General features: G+C 70.2%; 19 protein-coding genes. 12 read left to right on the top strand and 7 right to left on the bottom strand.

Annotated features, from left to right (window positions below; genetic code table 11):
- Positions 1 to 115 precede the first annotated feature (115 nt).
- The gene (locus ACT89H_RS03165; protein ID WP_445106929.1) at positions 116 to 1,048 is read left to right on the top strand and encodes an inositol monophosphatase family protein; all 933 of its coding nucleotides are present in this window, start codon (positions 116 to 118) and stop codon (positions 1,046 to 1,048) included.
- Here ACT89H_RS03165 and cei read toward each other — a convergent pair whose 3' ends face one another.
- Positions 1,049 to 1,726, bottom strand: a complete 678-nt coding sequence (gene cei / locus ACT89H_RS03170; RefSeq protein WP_445106930.1) for an envelope integrity protein Cei — start codon at positions 1,724 to 1,726, stop codon at positions 1,049 to 1,051.
- Between the two features lie 376 nt (positions 1,727 to 2,102).
- On the opposite strand from cei, the gene ACT89H_RS03175 reads away from it, so the two are divergent.
- Positions 2,103 to 2,405, top strand: coding sequence for a DUF4193 domain-containing protein (locus ACT89H_RS03175; protein ID WP_014351871.1), 303 nt, complete (start codon positions 2,103 to 2,105; stop codon positions 2,403 to 2,405).
- 25 nt (positions 2,406 to 2,430) lie between these two features.
- Here ACT89H_RS03175 and ACT89H_RS03180 read toward each other — a convergent pair whose 3' ends face one another.
- Complete coding sequence (locus ACT89H_RS03180) at positions 2,431 to 2,922, bottom strand: DUF3093 domain-containing protein (protein WP_445107348.1); 492 nt, start codon at positions 2,920 to 2,922, stop codon at positions 2,431 to 2,433.
- Between the two features lie 73 nt (positions 2,923 to 2,995).
- On the opposite strand from ACT89H_RS03180, the gene dut reads away from it, so the two are divergent.
- Both dut and ACT89H_RS03190 read left to right on the top strand, forming a co-directional pair.
- On the top strand, positions 2,996 to 3,496 hold the full coding sequence (dut, locus tag ACT89H_RS03185; protein WP_445106931.1) for a dUTP diphosphatase: 501 nt from the start codon (positions 2,996 to 2,998) through the stop codon (positions 3,494 to 3,496).
- 5 nt (positions 3,497 to 3,501) lie between these two features.
- Positions 3,502 to 4,428 carry a DUF3710 domain-containing protein gene (locus tag ACT89H_RS03190; protein ID WP_445106932.1) on the top strand — a complete coding sequence of 309 codons (927 nt, stop codon included), beginning with the start codon at positions 3,502 to 3,504 and terminating at the stop codon, positions 4,426 to 4,428.
- Positions 4,429 to 4,438: 10 nt separating this feature from the next.
- Here the strand turns inward: ACT89H_RS03190 and ACT89H_RS03195 are convergent, their stop codons facing one another.
- The gene (locus ACT89H_RS03195) at positions 4,439 to 5,134 is read right to left on the bottom strand and encodes an alpha/beta fold hydrolase (protein ID WP_445106933.1); all 696 of its coding nucleotides are present in this window, start codon (positions 5,132 to 5,134) and stop codon (positions 4,439 to 4,441) included.
- Between the two features lie 132 nt (positions 5,135 to 5,266).
- Between ACT89H_RS03195 and ACT89H_RS03200 the strand changes: the two genes are divergently transcribed.
- The 3 genes from ACT89H_RS03200 (at position 5,267) to ACT89H_RS03210 (ending at position 7,133) form a co-directional block, all read left to right on the top strand.
- Positions 5,267 to 5,644: an OB-fold nucleic acid binding domain-containing protein gene (locus ACT89H_RS03200; protein WP_445106934.1), complete on the top strand. Its 378-nt coding sequence runs from the start codon at positions 5,267 to 5,269 to the stop codon at positions 5,642 to 5,644.
- A 3-nt stretch (positions 5,645 to 5,647) separates the two neighbouring features.
- Positions 5,648 to 6,340 carry a DUF3159 domain-containing protein gene (locus ACT89H_RS03205; RefSeq protein WP_445106935.1) on the top strand — a complete coding sequence of 231 codons (693 nt, stop codon included), beginning with the start codon at positions 5,648 to 5,650 and terminating at the stop codon, positions 6,338 to 6,340.
- Between the two features lie 166 nt (positions 6,341 to 6,506).
- Complete coding sequence (locus ACT89H_RS03210) at positions 6,507 to 7,133, top strand: sigma-70 family RNA polymerase sigma factor (protein ID WP_445106936.1); 627 nt, start codon at positions 6,507 to 6,509, stop codon at positions 7,131 to 7,133.
- A gap of 52 nt (positions 7,134 to 7,185) precedes the next feature.
- On the opposite strand, the gene ACT89H_RS03215 is transcribed toward ACT89H_RS03210, so the two are convergent.
- Entirely contained in the window at positions 7,186 to 7,857 is a 672-nt protein-coding gene (locus tag ACT89H_RS03215; RefSeq protein WP_445106937.1) for a potassium channel family protein, read from the bottom strand.
- A gap of 2 nt (positions 7,858 to 7,859) precedes the next feature.
- Positions 7,860 to 8,525, bottom strand: coding sequence for a potassium channel family protein (locus tag ACT89H_RS03220; RefSeq protein ID WP_445106938.1), 666 nt, complete (start codon positions 8,523 to 8,525; stop codon positions 7,860 to 7,862).
- Between the two features lie 161 nt (positions 8,526 to 8,686).
- Between ACT89H_RS03220 and ACT89H_RS03225 the strand changes: the two genes are divergently transcribed.
- The 3 genes from ACT89H_RS03225 to dxs all read left to right on the top strand — a co-directional run bounded on the left by ACT89H_RS03225 (position 8,687) and on the right by dxs (position 14,473).
- Positions 8,687 to 10,675: an APC family permease gene (locus ACT89H_RS03225; RefSeq protein ID WP_445106939.1), complete on the top strand. Its 1,989-nt coding sequence runs from the start codon at positions 8,687 to 8,689 to the stop codon at positions 10,673 to 10,675.
- Between the two features lie 19 nt (positions 10,676 to 10,694).
- Positions 10,695 to 12,116 (top strand): class I SAM-dependent RNA methyltransferase, encoded by a 1,422-nt coding sequence (locus ACT89H_RS03230; RefSeq protein WP_445106940.1) that lies wholly within the window; start codon positions 10,695 to 10,697, stop codon positions 12,114 to 12,116.
- A gap of 461 nt (positions 12,117 to 12,577) precedes the next feature.
- Positions 12,578 to 14,473 carry a 1-deoxy-D-xylulose-5-phosphate synthase gene (dxs, locus tag ACT89H_RS03235; protein ID WP_445106941.1) on the top strand — a complete coding sequence of 632 codons (1,896 nt, stop codon included), beginning with the start codon at positions 12,578 to 12,580 and terminating at the stop codon, positions 14,471 to 14,473.
- Positions 14,474 to 14,499: 26 nt separating this feature from the next.
- Here dxs and ACT89H_RS03240 read toward each other — a convergent pair whose 3' ends face one another.
- Entirely contained in the window at positions 14,500 to 15,738 is a 1,239-nt protein-coding gene (locus ACT89H_RS03240) for an HRDC domain-containing protein (protein ID WP_445106942.1), read from the bottom strand.
- Between the two features lie 136 nt (positions 15,739 to 15,874).
- A complete protein-coding gene (locus ACT89H_RS03245) occupies positions 15,875 to 16,513 on the bottom strand; it encodes a DUF3000 domain-containing protein (protein WP_445106943.1) in 639 nt (212 codons plus the stop codon).
- 132 nt (positions 16,514 to 16,645) lie between these two features.
- Between ACT89H_RS03245 and hemE the strand changes: the two genes are divergently transcribed.
- Both hemE and ACT89H_RS03255 read left to right on the top strand, forming a co-directional pair.
- Positions 16,646 to 17,701, top strand: coding sequence for a uroporphyrinogen decarboxylase (hemE, locus tag ACT89H_RS03250; protein WP_445106944.1), 1,056 nt, complete (start codon positions 16,646 to 16,648; stop codon positions 17,699 to 17,701).
- Between the two features lie 279 nt (positions 17,702 to 17,980).
- Complete coding sequence (locus ACT89H_RS03255; RefSeq protein WP_445106945.1) at positions 17,981 to 19,342, top strand: protoporphyrinogen oxidase; 1,362 nt, start codon at positions 17,981 to 17,983, stop codon at positions 19,340 to 19,342.
- Positions 19,343 to 19,359: the final 17 nt, after the last annotated feature.

A 19,359-nucleotide genomic window follows, 5' to 3' on the forward strand; every position in this document is an offset into this window, starting at 1 on the left:
GGCCCGGAACGACACGGTGGGCGTGCGAACGGGATGCCCGACGACGGCGCTGTGTCGTGCACGACAAGAGTAATGCGAGCGCGTGGCTGGGCGTTCGGCGAGGACATGTGATGCGATGGAGGGCGTGCCGGAAACCTCGTCGTCAGTGTCCGACTACACCCCCGACCCCGTCGTCTCGATCGTCGCGCGTGGCGACGAAGCAGACCTGCGCCGTATCGCGGTCGACATCGCCGAGACGGCCGCCGCCCATGTCCGGACCCGCCGCCCCGAAGTATTCGGCCCCGCGGGCGTGCCCGCCGAAGGTGCCGTGCGGTCCAAGAGCCACGAGACCGACCCGGTGACCATCGTGGACACCGAGACCGAAGAGCTGATCCGAAAACTGCTCGCTGAACAGCGCCCAGGCGACCCGATCCTCGGCGAGGAGGGCGGCGGCAGCATCGATGACGCCGGCGCGGACACCGTCCACTGGGTGGTGGATCCGATCGACGGCACCGTCAACTTCCTCTACGGCCTGCCCGGCTACGCCGTGTCGGTGGCCGCGATGCGCGGCGGCCGGTCGGTCGCGGGCGCCGTGGTCGACGTCGCGCGGGCGGCCACCTACAGCGCCGGGCTCGGCCTCGGTGCGCTGCGTGTCGACGCCGACGGCGTGGTGGAGCATCTGAATTGCACGCCCGTCGAATCGGTCGCGATGTCGCTGGTCGCCACCGGATTCGCCTACGGCAGGCACCGCAGGAGCAGGCAGGCGGAACTCGTCGCGCAGGTGCTGCCGCACGTGCGCGACATCCGCCGTTTCGGCGCGGCGGCGCTGGATCTGTGTCATGTCGCGGCGGGCCGAGTGGACGCCTACTACGAGCACGGCCTGAACGCCTGGGACTGGGGCGCGGGCGCGTTGATCGCCGCGGAGGCGGGTGCGCGGCTGACGCTGCCGCCCGCGACGGCGCCGGGCGCCGACGGCGACCTGGTGGTGGCCGCCGCGCCCGGTATCGCCGTCGAGCTGGGTGAACTGCTGGCCCGGGTCGGCGCTACCGAGCCGATCCCGGACCGGTGATCAGCAGCGGGCCTGCCGCGCGGCGTCGAGCAACTTCACATCGATGGATGTGGAGTTGCCCGGCGCCGGGTTCTTGAGCGAACGCAGCACTTCCTCGGCGTCGTTGCTGGGGCGGATGTCCCGGAACAGCGAGCCGAGCACGAGATCGACGGTGTCGTCGCCGCGCTGATCCTCGATCAGCTCGGCGCACGGCGCGACCAGCTGCACGGACGCCGCGGCCGGACGGCCGTTGACACCGAAGCGGATCTGCCCGGTGCATTCCAGGTCGCCGTTGACGTATACCGAATCGTTGCCGTATTGCGTTCCGGGAGCGCTCGCGAAACCGAGGTCGCCGAGCTGAGCGGCGACGTGCGCGGCCTGGCCGCGCTGGTTGTTCGCGTTCAGCACGCGCACCTTGCTGTCCGCGAGCGGTGCGGGTTCCACGTCCTGCAACCGGCCCGCGCCGACTCGCTGGCCGAGCGGAGTCGATTGCGGCGCACCGGGATCCGAAGCCGGACTCGGCGAATTGCACGCCATCGCGGTGTGGTCGGTGTCGTGCGTCGTGAGGGCTTTTATCCAGACGATCCCGCAGATCAGAGCGAGAACGCCGAGCATGATGAGCCAGGGCTGGGGGCGGCGTCGCACGTACGGCCGGCCTAGCGAATCCGTCGCGGTACCTTCGGTGATCAGTGAAACCACCAGCACACTCTACGAAAAGGTGGCGGGGTCGCGGCGCAAGGTCTCGGTGCGTTCCAGGGATGGTGTCGATTGGCCCTCATTTTCGACTCGGCTGTGTTTTGATTGCGACTTTTGCTCCGGCGTCCGCTATTGTCTGGCGGCCCAGATCGAATCACCGGTGCGGAAATCAGTGGTCGGTCGCGGGAACAAGAAGGGCATGTCCTGCGTTTACCCAGCGCTATCGGGAGTGGATCGGCATGATCCGCCCAGATAGGTGACCGGTGTGCGTGTGACGTGCACCACCGGCGGGGCGGTACCGGTCGCGCCGATTCCAGCAGGAATCGGGTGTGAGCGGACCGGTCCGGGATATACGGAGTTAGGACGAGGGGAAGACGACATGGCAACCGACTATGACGCACCGAGGCGCACCGAATCCGACGATGTGTCGGAGGATTCGCTGGAGGAGCTGAAGGCTCGTCGTAACGAGGCACAGTCCGCCGTCGTGGATATCGACGAATCCGATACCGCGGAGTCGTTCGAGCTTCCCGGCGCCGACCTGTCCGAGGAAGTGCTGACGGTTCGGGTGATCCCGAAGCAGGCCGACGAGTTCACCTGTTCCAGCTGTTTCCTGGTCCATCACCGGAGCAGGCTGGCCAGTGACAAGGGCGGTCAGATGATCTGCATGGATTGCGCCGCCTGATCTCGACGAGATCGAAACAGAAGTGTCAGCCCGCGCTCGGTAGACCGAGCGCGGCGAGAACCCGTTCGGGCCGCCGCGTACTGACCAGCCAGTACGGCGTCGGATCGTCCGGGTCGTCGAGCACGAGCACGACCATCGGCCCGACCCAGGGTCGATGCTGGACATAGGCGGCGGGGTCGAGCTGGCGACCCAGCGCCGCGCTTTTCGCGGTGGGGGCGACAGCGGCCGCGCGGGCGACGAAATTCACCGGAAGATGTGCGCGATCGGCGCGCAGCTCCGGTGTGCCGTTCGCGTCCGGCGCCACTTCGACGCGGTGGCGGCTCAGCCACAGCAGCACCCAGACCGGCACCGGGAACAGCAGCACATACGGCAGCCACGCACGCAACCCCGGCGCGCCCATGTGGATCTCCGCCGCGAGTAATCCGGTGATGGCGAACGCGACCGGCCACCACCACAGCGGCACCCACAGGCGTTCTCGATATCGCTGCGCAGGCTGCGTTTTCTCGTCCTCGGTCATGGGATTGGGCTGGTCCGACACGAGTCAACACTAAGTCACGAGGGCAAACAGCCTACGCGTAGGCTCGTCCAACGTGAGCGCACTTTCACCCATACCCTTGCTGCGGCTCGACCCCGGCATACCCCTGCCAACGCGCGCCCATGCGGGCGACGCGGGCGTGGATCTGTGCACCACGCAAGACGTCATTCTGGAGCCGGGGCAGCGGGTGCTGGTCGGCACCGGCGTCGCTGTCGCGCTACCGGTCGGCACTGTCGGCCTGATCCATCCGCGCTCGGGTCTGGCGGCCAAGGCGGGGCTCTCGGTGGTGAACACCCCCGGCACGGTCGACGCGGGGTATCGGGGCGAGATCAAGGTGTGCCTGATCAACCACGACCCGCGCACGCCGATCGAGTTGCGGCGCGGTGATCGGATCGCACAACTGCTGGTGCAGCGGGTGGAGCTGGTGGATTTCGTGGAGGTCGACTCGCTCGACGAGACGACCAGGGGAGCGGGCGGCTACGGCTCCAGCGGCGGTCACGCGAGCCTGGCCGCGCAGACCAACGGGGTGGGCCGGGCTACCGGCGAGGAGGCATGACGAGAATGTTCGGAAAGAGAAAGAAATCGAGCCGGGCCGCGGACGACCGGTACGACGAGGCGGACTACGCCGACTACGAGGCCGACTACGAGCCCGCCTACGAGGACGAGTCCGGCTACGCGGGCGAGTCCGGCTACGAGGGCGAGTCCGGCTACGAGTACGACGACGATTTCTACGACGACGCCCCCACCGATGAGCGCTCGTACGAGGGTGTCGATCTGGATGTCGACCGGCCGTACGGCAAACCCGGCCCCTATGACTATGACGAGGTCGCCGACCTGCTGGATTCGGTATCCGAACAGCGGCTGGATCTCGGGTCGGTGCTGTTGCCGGTCCCGCCCGGCGGTCAGTTGCAGGTCGAGATGAACCCGGAGGGCCAGCCGCAGGCGGTGCATCTGGCCACCGAGCACGGCCGGATAACCGTCGCGGCCTACGCCGCGCCCAAGACATCTGGCCAGTGGCGGCTGGTCGCCGCGGATCTGGCCGACTCGCTGCGCAAGGACGGCGCCCGGGTGTCGGTCGAGAACGGACCGTGGGGCCGGGAGTTGCTGGCCGTGACCGAAGGCGCGGACCTGCGTTTCATCGGCGTGGACGGCTATCGCTGGATGGTGCGGCTGGTCGCGGCGGGCCCCTCCGGCGCGGCGAACGACGGCAGCCCGCTGGTCAAGGCGGCGCGGGCGATCCTGAGCGAGACGGTGGTGCGGCGCGGCGAGGATCCGCTGCCGGTGCGAGATCCGCTGCCCGTGGTGCTGCCGCAGCAGCTGGCCGAGCAACTTGCCGCGGCCCATCAGCAGCAGGTGGAGGCTCAGCAGCAGGCGATGGCCGCGCAGGTGGCGGCGCAGACCGGTGCGCAACCGGTGGTGCCGCGAATGCCGCAGGGCCCGCGCCGGGGCGCGGACGGATCAGCCATGCAGCAACTCGGTCTGAACTGAGCGGACGATCTCACCCGAAGGCGCCGATACCCGCGTGTCCCAGGATCGCGGGGTCGGCGCCGAGTTCGTCCAGGGTGATCCGGTGCAGGTACGAGCGCGGGGCCAGCGCCGCCCACTCCTCGGCCACCGTACGCGGGTGCACCGGGTCGTCGATCGCCGTGACCACCGCGAGCGGCGGGGCGAAAGCCGACAGCAACTCGGCATCGGGCCACTTGTAGTCCGCGGCCTCCTCGAGCGCCTGTGGAAGATGCGGCCACTGTGCCCGCCAGGACTGGGTCAGCGCGTCCGCCAGCCACTGTGGGCTGCTCGCCCGCATCCGGTCGATCACCGTGTCCAGACCGTCCGCGCGCAGCTGCGCCGCGGTGGCCGCCGCGCTCAGCGTCGCGGGGCAGGCGGCGGTGTCGGGTCCGGTCCAGGCGGGCAGTGCGGCCACGACCCCGACGACGCGGTCCGGGTGCTCGGCGGCCCACTGCAGTGCGATCGCCGCGCCGAGCGAGATGCCGGCCGGAAGTATCGGGGCCGAATCCGCCGCCGCGTCGAGCGCTGCTCGGCAGCTCGCCACCACCCGGCGCGGGTCGGGTTCCACCACGACGAAATCCAGGTCGCGTGCGGCGCTCGCGGGCCCAAAGGCGCGCCCGGCGAAAGCGGCGTCGGACCCGGTGCCTGGCAGCGCCACGACGCGCGCGGGGTGTGGGGAGTCGAACACCGGTCCGAGCGTAGCGGGGGTGGCCCGGCCCATCTACAGTGGCGTTGTACGGTCGCCGCAGGCCGTGCGGATCGGATCCCTCACGATGGTGTGCGACCCACGCCATCTGCTCTATGCAGGAGAGCGTGCACAATGTCATCCGCAGCCTCAGGGTATTTTCGACGTCTGGGCCGCAGGCTGACCGAAGACCTCGATCAGCTGGATGCCGAAGAGCTGGCCGAGACATCCGAGGCCTCGGGAGCGTCCCGCGCGTCGGAGTGTCGGCGTGGTGACGAGGCCACCATGCTCGGTAGGCTCCGCAGTGTCGAAGCGTGTCCCAAGTCGGCGGGCGCCAGCGTCCAGGCCGAGTTCTTCGACGGCACCGACACGATTACGCTGGTCTGGATCGGGCGCAGGCGCATTCCCGGCATCGAACCGGGCAGGCGCATCCTCGTCCGTGGCCGGGTCGGCGACCGGGACGGCCGCAAAGTGATCTTCAACCCCTACTACGAATTGCGCGGGAACAGCTGACGCATGCCATCGAGCGACGACAACGCAGGATCGGACGACCGCACCGGGCTCGACTCGCGCGACCGTGACGAGGAACGTGCCGAGCAGACCCTCCTCCAACAGCTGGGCGGCTTCAGCGGCCTGATCTACTCCACGATCCCCGTTGTCGTGTTCGTTCCCGTGAACAGCCTCGCCGGGCTGTCCGCCGCGATCTGGTCGGCCCTCGGGGTGGCCGCCGCCATTCTCCTGTGGCGTCTGGTGCGGCGCGATCCTCTCCAGCCCGCCATCTCCGGCTTCTTCGGCGTCGGCATCTGCGCCTTCATCGCCTACCGCATGGGCGAGGCCAAGGGATTCTTCCTCTTCGGCATCTACACCAGCCTCGTCTACGCCGGGGTGTTCCTCGCGTCCATCCTGGTGCGCAGACCGTTGGTCGGCGTGATCTGGGGCGTTCTGAACGGCCACGGCTCCGACTGGCGGTCCGATCCGCGCTCGGTACGCCTCTACGACCTGGCCACCACCACCTGGATCCTGGTGTTCGGCGCGCGCTACCTGGTGCAGTCGCAGCTCTACGACACCGACCGCACCGGCTGGCTCGCCTTCGCCCGCATCGCGATGGGCTGGCCGCTGACCGCGGTGGCGCTGGCCGTCACGATCTGGGCTGTGCGCCGCGCCGGGCACCTGCCCGCCGAGTCGGTGCGCGCGAGCGAACCTGCCTGAGCGTTAACCTTCCGCAGCACTCCGGCGAAAACCACAGGGGTGGGGAGATCCCCACCGCCGAGGTGGGTGCTTCCCCACCCTGGGGTGCCTGGTTGCCCTACCGAGTTCATCAGACGATCTATGCGTACCGGAACACACGCACTGATCGGCAAGAAAGGACTCGGACGTGGCTACCGAGCACAACACCGCGGCGTTGCCCGCCAAGCACAACCCCGCGCTGTCGGAGAGCAGGCGGATCTCCGCCGAGCTGGACAAACTGATCGGTCCGGCGGCCCGGGGCGATCGCCGGGCGATCGGCGAGATCATCCGGATCGTGCACCCGCTGGTGCGGCGTTACTGCGGCGCGCGGCTGGGCAATACGGCCCATCTGCAGGTCACCGCCGATGACGTGGTGCAGGAAGTCCTGCTGGCCACCGTGAACGCCATCCCGCGCTACCGCGACCAGGGCAAGTCGTTCCTGGCCTTCGTCTACGGTATCGCGGCCAACAAGGTCGCCGACGCGTTCCGTCGCTCGCAACAGCATCCGGCCTACCCGATGGCCGACGTCCCGGACTACGCGTCCTCCGCGGCCGGGCCGGAGGAGTGGGCGCTGGCCTCCGAACGGCGCACCGCCACAAGGGAACTCATGAAGGTGCTGGCCCCCGCGCACCGCGAGGTGCTGGTGATGCGGATTGTACTCGGCTGGTCGGCGGCGGAGACCGCCGAGGCCATCGGCACCAGCCCGGGTGTGGTCCGGGTGATGCAGCACCGCGCGCTGAACAAGCTGCGCGCGGAGCTGAAGTCGGCAGCGTAGGGCGTCCGGCAGCGCTTCGCCGAGAATGCGCGTCCGGCCGTGTCACGGGGAGTTACGGTCTGATGCCGTGGTTGGCGAGTTCCAGCCGGAGGTCCTCCTCGGCCTCCACCGAGGTCACGAACAGCAACTCGTCGTCGCCCTCCAGGGCGTCGTCCGGCTGCGGCACGATCACCCGCCCGCCGCGCAAGATGGTCACCAGGGCGGCGTCGCGCGGCAGCGTGAGGGTGCGCACGGGTTTTCCGGCCAGGGCGGTGTCCGCCGGCAGGGTCATCTCGACCAGGTTCGCTTGGCCCTGACGCAGCGTCATCAGTCGCACGAGATCTCCGACGGACACCGCTTCCTCGACCAGGGAGGCGAGCAGGCGGGGTGTGGACACCGCGACGTCCACCCCCCAGGAGCCGTCGAACAGCCATTCGTTGCGCGGGTCGTTCACGCGCGCAACCACCCGGCGCACCCCGAACTCGGTCTTGGCGAGCAGGCTGTGCACCAGGTTCGCCTTGTCGTCACCGGTGGCCGCGATGACCACCTCGTAGGTCTCCAGACCGGCCTGCTCCAGCAGCGCCAGTTCGCACGCGTCGGCGTGTACCCAGATCGCGTCGGGGATCGCGGCGGCGTCGATGTGCTCGAGCTCACGCTCGAGCAGCATGACCCGATGCCCGCCGCGCAGGAGTTCCCTGGCGATCGATCGGCCGACAGCGCCTGCTCCGGCGATGGCCACTTTCATGTTCAGTCCTCGCTCGCTGGGGGCTTCCCGGCCAGGGCGACGGTCTCGCCCACAGCGCCGGATGCGGCGGCCACGTAGACGATGTCGTCGGCCTGGATGATCGTCTTGCCGTCGGGGAGCACCGCCCGGCCGAACCGGATGATGAACGCGACCCGGGCCGCGACGGTTTGCTCCAGATCGCGCACGGTGCGGCCGTACCACTCCTCGTGCAGCGTCAGCTGCGTCACAGCAACCGTCCCGGTGGGATCGCGCCAAGTGGTGGTGCCGGTGTCGCCGACGAGCGCCCGCAGGAATCGGTCGGTGGTCCACGGGACCGTGGCGATGGTCGGGATGCCGAGCCGTTCGTAGACCGCGGCGCGCTTGGCGTCGTAGATGCGGGCGACGACCCGTTCCACGCCGAACATCTCCCGGGCCACCCGGGCGGAGATGATGTTGGAGTTGTCGCCGGAGGAGACCGCCGCGAACGCGTCCGCCCGTTCGATTCCCGCCTTTATCAGCACATCTCGATCGAATCCGACACCGGTGACCCGCTCGCCCGGAAAATCGGAACCCAGGCGTAGAAAGGCACTGGAGTCCCGATCGATCACGGTGACGTCGTGACCTACGCGGACCAGGGCATGGGCCAGCGACGAGCCGACGCGCCCGCACCCCATGATCACTACGTACACCGTGCAACCTCGTTCCTGGAACCGTGGTGTTCGGTCTGCTTCGTTGTTCGGTCGAACGCTACCCGTCGAATGATTCCACCGGCCACGTTCCCCCTCCAGCCGGCGAGCAAACCTGCGAGCCACGCGCGCGAGCCCCCCTGCGGGGGCCTATGCTCGCTCCAGTGTCCAAGTTGACGACAGCAGCGAAGCGAGTGCTGCTGGGTAGGCCTTTCCGTAGTGACTCGCTGGGCCACACACTGCTGCCGAAGCGAATCGCGCTCCCGGTGTTCGCTTCCGATGCCATGTCATCGGTCGCCTACGCCCCCGAAGAGATCTTTCTCGTCCTTTCGGCCGCCGGGGTCGCGGCCTACCTGTACGCCCCCTGGGTCGGATTGGCCGTCGCCTTCGTCATGGCTGTCGTGGTGGCCAGCTACCGCCAGAACGTGCACGCCTACCCGTCCGGCGGCGGCGACTACGAGGTGGCCACCACCAATCTGGGACCCAACGCGGGCCTGACCGTCGGCAGCGCGCTGCTGGTCGACTACGTACTCACCGTCGCGGTGTCGATCTCCTCGGCCGCGTCCAACATCGGCTCGGCCATTCCGTTCGTCGCGACGCACAAGGTGCTGTTCGCCGTCGTCGCCATCGCCTTGCTGACCGCGATGAACCTGCGCGGTGTGCGGGAGTCCGGCACGGCATTCGCGATTCCGACCTACGCGTTCATCATCGGCATGTTCATCATGCTGGGCTGGGGCCTGTTCCGGATCTTCGTGCTCGGCGAGCAGTTGCGTGCCGAATCGGCCGGTTTCGGATTGATCGCCGAACACGAGCACCTCTATGGGCTGGCGTTCGCCTTCCTCATCGCGCGCTCGTTCTCCTCCGGCTGTGCCGCGCTGACCGGTGTGGAGGCGATCAGCAACGGTGTGCCCGCCTTCCGCAAACCCAAGTCGCGCAACGCCGCCACCACGTTGCTCATGCTCGGCGTAATCGCGATCGTGTTGCTGATGGGCATCATCGTCCTCGCCCAGAAGATCGGGGTCGTCTACGCGCACGACGTCGCCGACCTGACCGGCGCTCCGTCCGACTACCACCAGAAGACGCTGATCGCGCAGCTGGCCGAGACCGTGTTCGCGGGATTCCCGCTGGGGTTCTTCTTCATCACGACGGTGACCGCTCTGATTCTCGTGCTGGCCGCGAACACCGCGTTCAACGGATTCCCCGTGCTCGGCTCGATCTTGGCGCAGGACCGCTACCTGCCGCGTCAGCTGCACACCCGAGGCGATCGGCTGGCGTTCAGCAACGGCATCCTGTTCCTCTCGGGCGCGGCCATCGCGTTCGTGGTGCTGTTCGGCGCCGAGGTGACCAAGCTCATCCAGCTGTACATCGTCGGCGTGTTCGTCTCGTTCGTGCTCAGCCAGACCGGCATGCTGCGGCACTGGACCCGCTTGCTGCGCACCGAGACCGACCCGGCGCAGCGCGCGCGGATGAAGCGATCGCGAGTGATCAACGCGGTCGGTCTCACCGCGACCGGAGCGGTGCTGGTGATCGTGCTGATCACCAAGTTCTTCGCGGGCGCCTACATCGCCATCTGCACCATGGTGGCGATCTTCGTCGTCATGAAGATGATTCGCAGGCACTACGATTCGGTGTCGCGCGAGCTGGACGAGCACGACTGGGACGGTGTGCTGCCCAGCCGCTCGCACTCCATCGTCCTGGTCTCCCGGCTGCATCTGCCGACCCGACGCGCCCTCGCCTACGCGCGCGCCAGCCGTCCGGACACGCTGGAGGCGGTGACGGTGAACGTCGACGAGGCCGACACCAGGGCGCTGGTACGGGAGTGGGAGAACAGTGACATCACGGTGCCGCTCAAGGTGATCGAATCGCCCTACCGCGAGATCACCAAGCCGGTGCTCGATTATGTGAAGCGCGTGCGCAAGGACGCTCCGCGCGACGTGGTCACCGTGTTCATCCCCGAATATGTGGTGGGCCATTGGTGGGAGCAGGTGCTGCACAACCAGAGCGCGTTGCGCCTGAAGGGCAGGTTGCTGTTCGAGCCGGGTGTGATGGTGACCAGCGTGCCGTGGCAGTTGAGCTCGTCCGCCCGGGCGCGGACACCCGGTGTGGTGAACGCTCCGGGCTCGGTGCGGCGCGGGTACGAGGATCGGACATGACGTTGTCGGAGCATTCGGGATGAGCGATCGGCGGGCCGGCACATTCGAGGTACGGCTCGGGCCGCCGGGCCACGGCGGCTTCTGTGTCGCGCGGCACGAGGGACGTGTGGTGTTCGTCCGCCACGGCTTGCCCGGCGAGCTGGCGCGGGTTCGGGTCACCGAGGATCGCGGCGGCTCGTTCTGTCGTGGCGACGCGGTCGAGGTGCTCGAGCCGTCCCCGGATCGGGTGCGGGCCACCTGCCCGGTGTCCGGTCCCGGTGGCGCGGGCTGCTGCGATTTCTCCTTCGCCACGCCGGTGGCCCAGCGCGCGCTGAAGGCCGCGGTGGTGGCCGAACAGTTGCGGCGGCTGGCCGGGATCGAGCGGGAAGTGGTGGTCGAGCCGATCGGGCCCGGCAACGAGATCGGCGGATGGCGTACCCGCGTCCGCCTCGCCGTCGACGCCCACGGGCGCGCGGGCGTGCACCGTTACCGCAGCACCGATGTGATCGCGGATCTGCGGTGCCCGCAACCGGTCGAGGGAGCGTTGGACGGGATCGCGGACCGGCGGTGGACGCCCGGCGCCGATCTGGTGATCGCGGTGGACGGTGACGGGATCCGGCACGTCGTCGAACTGGCGCCGGCGCAGGCCGAGCCGGACAGTCGCGGCGGGGATCGGCGCGGCCCCGGCGGGAGTGGGCGGCGATCGGAGCCGGGCAGCCGGGATCGGCGCGGCGGCGGTCGCCGCGACCGGCCGCACGGCCGTGATGAGCGCGGGGGGCGGCGCGGTGCGGAGTGGCCCGGCGCGGAGCCCGCTCGTCGCGACGACCGGCGCGCGGCGTCCGCACGACGTGCCGCGGCGCACGCGGCGCGCGACGAGTGGGTGTTCGAGGGCAGCGGGCGCGTGGTCGAGTACGTGGCCGGCCGTCGGTGGGAGGTCGCGGCCACCGGCTTCTGGCAAGCGCATCGCGGTGCGGCGCAACGCTATTCGGACCTTGTCGCGGAATGGTCGGAACTCGCGCCCGGCGGGCGGGCGTGGGATCTCTACAGCGGCGCCGGGGTGTTCGCCGCGCGTCTCGCCGAGCGAGCCGGACGCACCGGTGTGGTGCTCGCGGTGGAATCCGCCCGGCCTGCCGTCGCCGACGGCGCCGCCGCGTTGCGCGACCTGCCCTGGGTGGAACTGCGGGCCCAGCGGGTGGAGCGCTGGGTGCTCGAGCACGTCGGCGCGGCCGCCCCGGATGTCGTGGTGCTCGATCCGCCGCGCGCGGGCGCGGGCAAGGAGGTGATCGGCGCGGTCGCCGCCAGTGGGCCGACACGGATCATCCATGTCGGCTGCGACCCCGCCGCGTTCGCCCGCGATCTCGGCCTGTATCGGGCCGCGGGCTATCGGCTCGCCGATCTGCGCGCCTTCGACGCTTTCCCCGCGACGCACCACGTGGAATGCCTCGCGCTGCTCGAACGTTGAGCGGTCGGTCCTCGTAGACCGCGCTACTCCGAGACCCTGCCGGCCGCCGACGAGTCCCCGCGGCGAGCGCGACCTCGCTCGCGCGTGATTCGACCGAGACGGTCACCCGCATCAGGTCGGGGACGGCGCGAGTGGTGCCGTGCCCGTAGGTGGTGACGGTGCCTGCGCTCGGATCGGTGTTCTTGCGCACGGAGTCTCCTCGTCGGTCGCTGTCGATCCGGTATCGCACCATCGTGCCCGGTCCGTAGCCGCCGGGGGCCGCGATCACCCGTACCGCCGCGTCGATCTGCGCGAAGGCCTCGGCGGCGAGCTGCCACCGGTCACTCTGGGCCGGGTACCGTGTGTCGAGTCTCACGTTTCGAGGCGGTGTCGGTCGGTGTGATCGTTCTCGTGCGGGAGCGGCGGCCGCCGCTCCGTAGACTGATCGGATCAGATGCGCTATCCGGAGGGAGCTAGTTCAGGTGGGAGTGCTTTCCCGGGTCGACACGCCCGAGGATCTGCGCCGGCTGACCGTGCCGCAGGTGCGCGAGCTGGCGGAGGAGATCCGCGAGTTCCTGGTGCGCAAAGTCGCCGCGACCGGCGGGCACCTCGGCCCGAATCTCGGTGTGGTCGAGCTCACCATCGCCCTGCACCGGATCTTCGACTCGCCGGCCGATCCGTTGATCTTCGACACCGGGCACCAGGCCTACGTGCACAAGATCCTGACCGGGCGCAAGGACCAGTTCGACTCGCTGCGCAAGCAGGGCGGCCTGTCCGGCTATCCGAGCCGGGCCGAGAGCGCCCACGACTGGGTGGAGTCCTCGCACGCTTCTGCGGCGTTGTCCTATGCGGACGGCTTGGCGAAGGCGTTCGCGCTGACCGGGCAGGACCGGCACGTGGTCGCGATCGTCGGCGACGGCGCGCTCACCGGCGGCATGTGCTGGGAGGCGCTGAACAACATCGCCGCCTCGGACCGCCCGGTGGTCGTCGTGGTCAACGACAACGGCCGCTCGTACGCGCCCACCATCGGCGGTCTGGCCGATCGGCTGACCGCGCTGCGCACCCAGCCCGCCTACGAGCACGCCTTGGACACGGGCAAACGCATCCTCAAGAGCATTCCCCGGGTGGGGGAATCGGCGTACTCGATGGTGCACGCGGTGAAAGCGGGCATCAAGGACGCGGTGAGTCCGCAGGAACTGTTCGGCGACCTCGGCCTGAAGTACGTCGGGCCGGTGGACGGCCACGACGTCGTCGCGCTCGAGGCCGCGCTGCGCCGGGCCAAGGACTTCGGCGGCCCCGTCGTGGTGCACGCCGTGACGCAGAAGGGTCGCGGCTACGCGCCCGCCGAGAACCACGTCGCCGACCAGATGCACGCCTGCGATCCCATCGACCCGCTCACCGGCGTCCCGGTCGGCGGTCCCAAGGCGCGCGGATGGACCTCGGTGTTCTCCGAGGAATTGATCGCGCACGCCGAGCGCCGCGCCGACATCGTCGCCATCACTGCGGCGATGCCGGGCCCGACCGGACTGGCGGCATTCGGGGAGCGCTTCCCGGATCGGATGTTCGACGTCGGCATCGCCGAACAGCACGCCATGGCCTCCGCGGCGGGGCTCGCGCTCGGCGGCATGCATCCGGTGGTCGCGATCTACTCGACCTTCCTCAATCGCGCCTTCGACCAATTGCTGATGGACGTGGCTCTGCTGAAGCAGCCGGTCACCGTGGTGCTGGACCGCGCGGGCATCACCGGCTCCGACGGCGCCAGCCACAACGGCATGTGGGATCTGTCGGTCCTCGGGATCATCCCCGGCATCCGGGTCGCCGCTCCGCGCGACGCCGCGACGCTGCGCGAGGAACTGGCCGAGGCGCTGGCCGTCGACGACGGCCCGACCGCGCTGCGTTTCCCGAAAGGCAGTGTCGCCGAGGACATCACCGCGGTCGAACGGCTGGACGGCATCCACGTGCTGCGGATGGCCGAGCCGGACGGCGGCTCGGTGCAGGCGGTGCGCGGCGACGTTCTGCTCGTCGCGGTGGGCTCGTTCGCGGGTACGGCTCTGGAAGCGGCGAATCTGCTGGATTCCGAGGGGGTCTCGGTCACCGTCATCGACCCGCGCTGGGTGCTGCCGGTCTCCGACACGCTGCTGAAACTCGCGGAGAACTACCGGCTCGTGGTCACGCTGGAAGACGGTGGCCTGCACGGCGGCATCGGTTCCACGGTGTCGGCCCGCCTGCGCGACTCCGGGCTGGATATCCCGACCCGCGATCTCGGTGTGCCCCAAGAGTTCCTGGACCATGCCTCGCGCGCTGAGGTACACGCCGAACTCGGCCTCACCGGCCCCGATATCGCTCGCCGGATCAGCGGGTGGCTGGCAGCTCGCTGACGCCGAAGGCCCGGGCGGAGCGGACGCTAGTTCGACGGCGGCAACGCCGCGGTCAGCAGCGGGACGTCGAGTTCCCGCTGCCACGGCCGGGCGCCACCGGACTTCAGGAATCCGTCGACGGCGGCGGGTTCGACCGTCTCGTAATCGGGCAGCCCGTCCCAGCACAGGCGACGGACCAGGTCCGGCGCGAGCAAATTCTCCACCGGGATCGCGTGCTGCACCGATAGCTCGGCCATGGCGGCTCGGGCCCGAGTCAGGCGCGCCGCCGCGGCCGGGTCGCGGCGCTCCCACCGATTGACCGGCGGCGGGCCGTCGAACGGCTGGGCGAGCGGCGGTAGGTCGCTGTCGGGCAACGTACGGCCGCGCTCGATCGCGGCGAGCCATTCGCGGGAATACCGGCGCTGCCGCGGACCACCGAACACCGGCAGCGTGCGCAACTGCGCGATGGACTTGGGTTCGGCGGCCGCCGCGGCGATGATCGCGGCATCGGGCAGGATGCGCGCGGGCGCCACGTCGCGGGCGCGGGCCAGTGCGTCCCTGGCGGTCCACAGCTCGCGCACCACCGCCAGTTGCCTGGTGCGGCGCAGCGTGTGGATGCCGGAGGTACGCCGCCAGCGCTCGGCCTTCGGCGCGGGCGGCTCCAAGGTGCGAATGTGCTCGAATTCCTGTGCCGCCCAATCCGTTTTGCCCTGCTCATCGAGCGCGGCGGCCACGGCGTCGCGCAGCTCCAGCAGCAATTCGACGTCCAAGGCGGCGTAATTCAGCCAGTCGGCGGGCAGCGGCCGGGTGGACCAATCGGCCGCCCCGTGCCCCTTGCGCAACGCACGGCCCAGGAGTCGCTCCACCATCGCGGCGAGCCCGACGCGCTCGAAACCGGCCAGGCGTCCGCCCAGTTCGGTGTCGAACAGCCGCGCCGGGCGCAAGCCGAGTTCGGCCAGACCGGGAAGGTCCTGGTCCGCGGAGTGCAGAACCCACTCCAGCCCGTTGATCGCGTCGGCCAGCGGGCCGAGGGCGTCGGTGACCGGGATCGGGTCGATGAGGAACGTGCCCGCGCCCGCGCGGCGCAGCTGGATCAGATACGCGCGCGCCGAATAGCGGAAGCCGGAGGCGCGCTCGGCGTCCACCGCCAGCGGGCCGGTACCCGCGGCCAGCCGGGCGGCGGCAGCGCTGATCTCGGCGGCGGTGTCCAGTACCGGTGGCACGCCCGCTACCGGCGCGAGCAGTGGCGTCGCGGCCGAGGGTTCGGATTCGTCTGGTACGGACATGGTGTTGAACTCTACGTGCCGACGCCACGGCGCCGCCGTCCTATCGGCGCATAAATGTGTCGACGATTCGGGCGTGACGGGCCCGGCCCAGCGGGTGCGGGCGGCTCCGGCGGGTCACGGCGCGCCGGCGGCGTGTTCAGGGGTGATCGCCGGACAGACCGGGCTGGACCTGCAGCTGGGTCACCCCGGCCGGCGGCAGCCCCGCCGCATAGGCCAGTACCTCGCAGAAGGCCTCCAGATGCGGACGCATGTCGGTGGTGACCGGCGTCCACGACGCGCGTATCTCCAGCTGATGGGCGCGCGGTGGGCCGGCGATGTCTCCGTAGCGCACCGAGCTGGTCGAGGTCACCGTGCCGCCGAGCGCGGTGAACGGCTCGGTGCGTGTCTCCAGCGCATCCACCAGCCAGCTCCACGCCACCTCGGGCAGCAGGGGATCGGTGGCGAGCGCCGCGTCGATGTCGGCCTGGATGTAGGCGACCAGGCGCAAGGTGCCGTGCCAGGTGTCGTCGCCGTCCGGATCGTGCAGCAGGATCAGCCTGCCGAACGCGTCGCCTTCGGAGTCGACCGGTACGACCGGGGTTTCCGGATGTGCGACCTCCGCGCCGATGGCGTAGGAGAACGGTGCGAGTCGTTGCGGCGGCCGGATGGGCGCGAGCTCGATCCGAGGGTGCACGGTAGCGGTGCCCATCGACTCGACCGCGGCGCGAAACTGAGCCGGCTCGCCATGGGGTCCTTCGGTCGGTGCGGCGCCGTCGCGGAAGTCGAGCGGTGTCACGAATGCTGACGGTAGCCCGTGTGCACCCGCCGCAGTCGGAGGCGCGCCGCTACGGGCCATGCGGCGTCTGCGCGGTCACCGCCGCCGCCTCCGCGTCCGCCTCTCTCGCCGGGCCCGCATACGATAGCCGTGATGAGCACTCATACCCGCCGCCGGTTGACCGATGCCCCTTTCCTGGCCGCCGCGACCGGCGCGACGCCCAGCAGGCGTCCGGTGTGGTTCATGCGCCAGGCCGGACGCTCACTGCCCGAGTACCGCGAGCTGCGGGCGGGCATCGGGATGCTCGAATCCTGCTTCGACCCCGAGCTGGTGTGCGAGATCACCTTGCAGCCGATTCGCAGGCACCGGGTCGATGCGGCGATCTTGTTCTCCGACATCGTGGTTCCGCTCAAGGCGGCGGGGATCGATCTGGACATCGTGCCCGGCGTGGGGCCGGTGGTCGCCGTACCCGTGCGAACGGTCGACGACGTGCGCGCGCTGCCCCGGCTGCGCCCCGAGGAGGTGGGGGCGGTCACCGACGGCGTGCGCCTGCTGGTCGACGCCCTGGGGGAGACGCCGCTGATCGGGTTCGCGGGGGCGCCGTTCACCCTCGCCTCCTACCTGGTCGAGGGCGGTCCGAGCAAGAACCACGAGCGCACCAAGGCGATGATGTACGCCGATCCGCAGACCTGGCACGAGCTGCTCGGTGTGCTCACCGACATCACCATCGCGTTCCTGCAGGCGCAGGTGGCGGCGGGCGTCGACGCCGTGCAATTGTTCGACTCCTGGGCGGGCGCGCTGTCGCTGGCCGACTACCGCAGTTTCGTGCTCCCGCATTCGGAGCGGGTGTTCGCCGAGATCGCCGAGGCGGGCGTGCCCCGCATCCACTTCGGTGTGGGAACCGGCGAGCTGCTCGGCGCCATGAGCGAAGCGGGAGCCGACGTGGTCGGCGTCGATTGGCGAGTGCCGCTGACCGAGGCCGTCCGCCGCGTCGGGCCCGGAAAAGCGTTGCAGGGCAACCTCGATCCCGCCGTGCTGTTCGCCGGGCCGGAGGCGATCGAGGAGCAGGCGCGGCGGATCGCACGCGAAGCGGACGAGGCGATCACGCTCGGCGCCGCCGGGCACATCTTCAACCTGGGCCACGGGGTGCTCCCGGAGACCGATCCGGGCGTGCTGACGGCCTTGGTGGAACTCGTGCACGAGCTGTAGGCCGGTCCAGGCGGGTAGCCCTTCAGCCGCGAAGGAAGCGGGCGCAGCGACGCCTGCGTCGAGCGCTGAGGTGGGCGTGTCATGCCCTTCGCGGCACCCGACGTCGGCTCGGGACTCTGCGAACGTGGGCGATCCGATGGCGGCAAGGCCGGGCCACCCCGGTGGACCCGGGCGAGAGAGTGCTCGTCATCGCCGCAGATTCGGGGGCGGGTGTGTTCCGCGTCATCCCGGCGCCGACCGTTGGGTGGCCGCTGTCGCGGTACGCGATACGGTCGAGGCATGCGTATCGCGGTGGTGGGCGGCGGGATCAGCGGGCTGGTGGCCGCGTATCGGTTGCGGACGTTGCTCGGGCCGGATGCCGACGTGCTCGTGCTCGATCGCGCCGAACGCGTCGGCGGCATCCTCTACACCGGCGAATTGGCCGGGGAGCCAGTGGATCTCGGCGCGGAAGCGTTCGTCGGGCGGCGGCCGGAGGTGCCCGCGCTGCTGCGGGAACTCGGGCTGGAGGCGCAGCTGGTGACCCCGGCGGGTCTGCGGCCGCTGGTGTGGTCCTCCGGGAGCGCGCATCCACTGCCGGAGGGCACCTTGATGGGTGTCCCGGCAAACGCGGAGTCGATGCGCGGGCTGGTCGACGCCGAGACACTGGCACGGATCGCCGCCGAACCCGACCGGCCGCTGCACTGGGAACCCGGCTCCGACATCGACGTCTACCGCCTGGTCGCCGACCGCTTCGGCGCGCAGGTCGCCGAGCGCAGCGTGGATCCGCTGCTCGGCGGCGTGTACGCGGGCAGTTCCCGCTCCATCGGTGTCCGCGCCGCGTTGCCCACCCTCGCCGCCGCGCTGGACAACGGCGCCCCCAGCCTCACCGCTGCGGTCGGTGCCGCGCTGCCGCCGCCGTCGAACGCGCCGGTCTTCGGTGGAATCCGGGACGGTTACCGGGTGCTGCTCGAGGCGCTCGCCGAACGCTCCGGGGCGAGGTTCGTCACCGCGACGCCGGGAACGCGTCTGGCCAGGGGGCTGCGTGGCTGGGTGGTCGACCCGATCGGCGCCGTCGACGCGGTAGTGCTCGCCACCCCGGCGCCGGTGACCGCGCGACTGCTGAGCGCCGTCGCCCCGGCCGCCGCGGCGGAACTGGCGGGCGTCGAACTTTCCTCCTCCGCCGTGGTCGCGCTGGCGCTGCCCCGGGAGACCGCTCTGCCGCGGAACTCGGGCATCCTGGTCGCCACCGGGGAGCCCTTGCGCGCCAAAGCGTTCACTCTGTCCAGCCGCAAATGGACACATCTCGCGCAACGCGAAACCGCGCTCGTCCGTGTCTCTTTCGGCAAGTTCGGTGACGACTCGCCGCTGTCGTGGCCCGACTCCGAACTCGTCGCCGCCGCCACCGCGGACCTGGCTACCGTCACCGGGGTCGCGATCGAGCCGGTGCAGGCCGTCGTACAGCGCTGGCCCGGTGGCCTCGCCCAGTACGCGCCCGGCCATCCGGCCCGCATCGCGGCGGTCGAAGCCGAGGTCGCGGCGCTGGACGGGCTGGCGGTCGCGGGCGCGTACCTGCACGGCGTCGGCGTGCCGGCGTGCGTCGCCTCCGGCGCGGCCGCAGCGCAGCGCATTGCGGTGGGCGTCGGGGTGGACACCGCGCGCTGATCGGGCGCGGTGCGTGG

It is taken from the genome of Nocardia aegles (assembly GCF_052545135.1).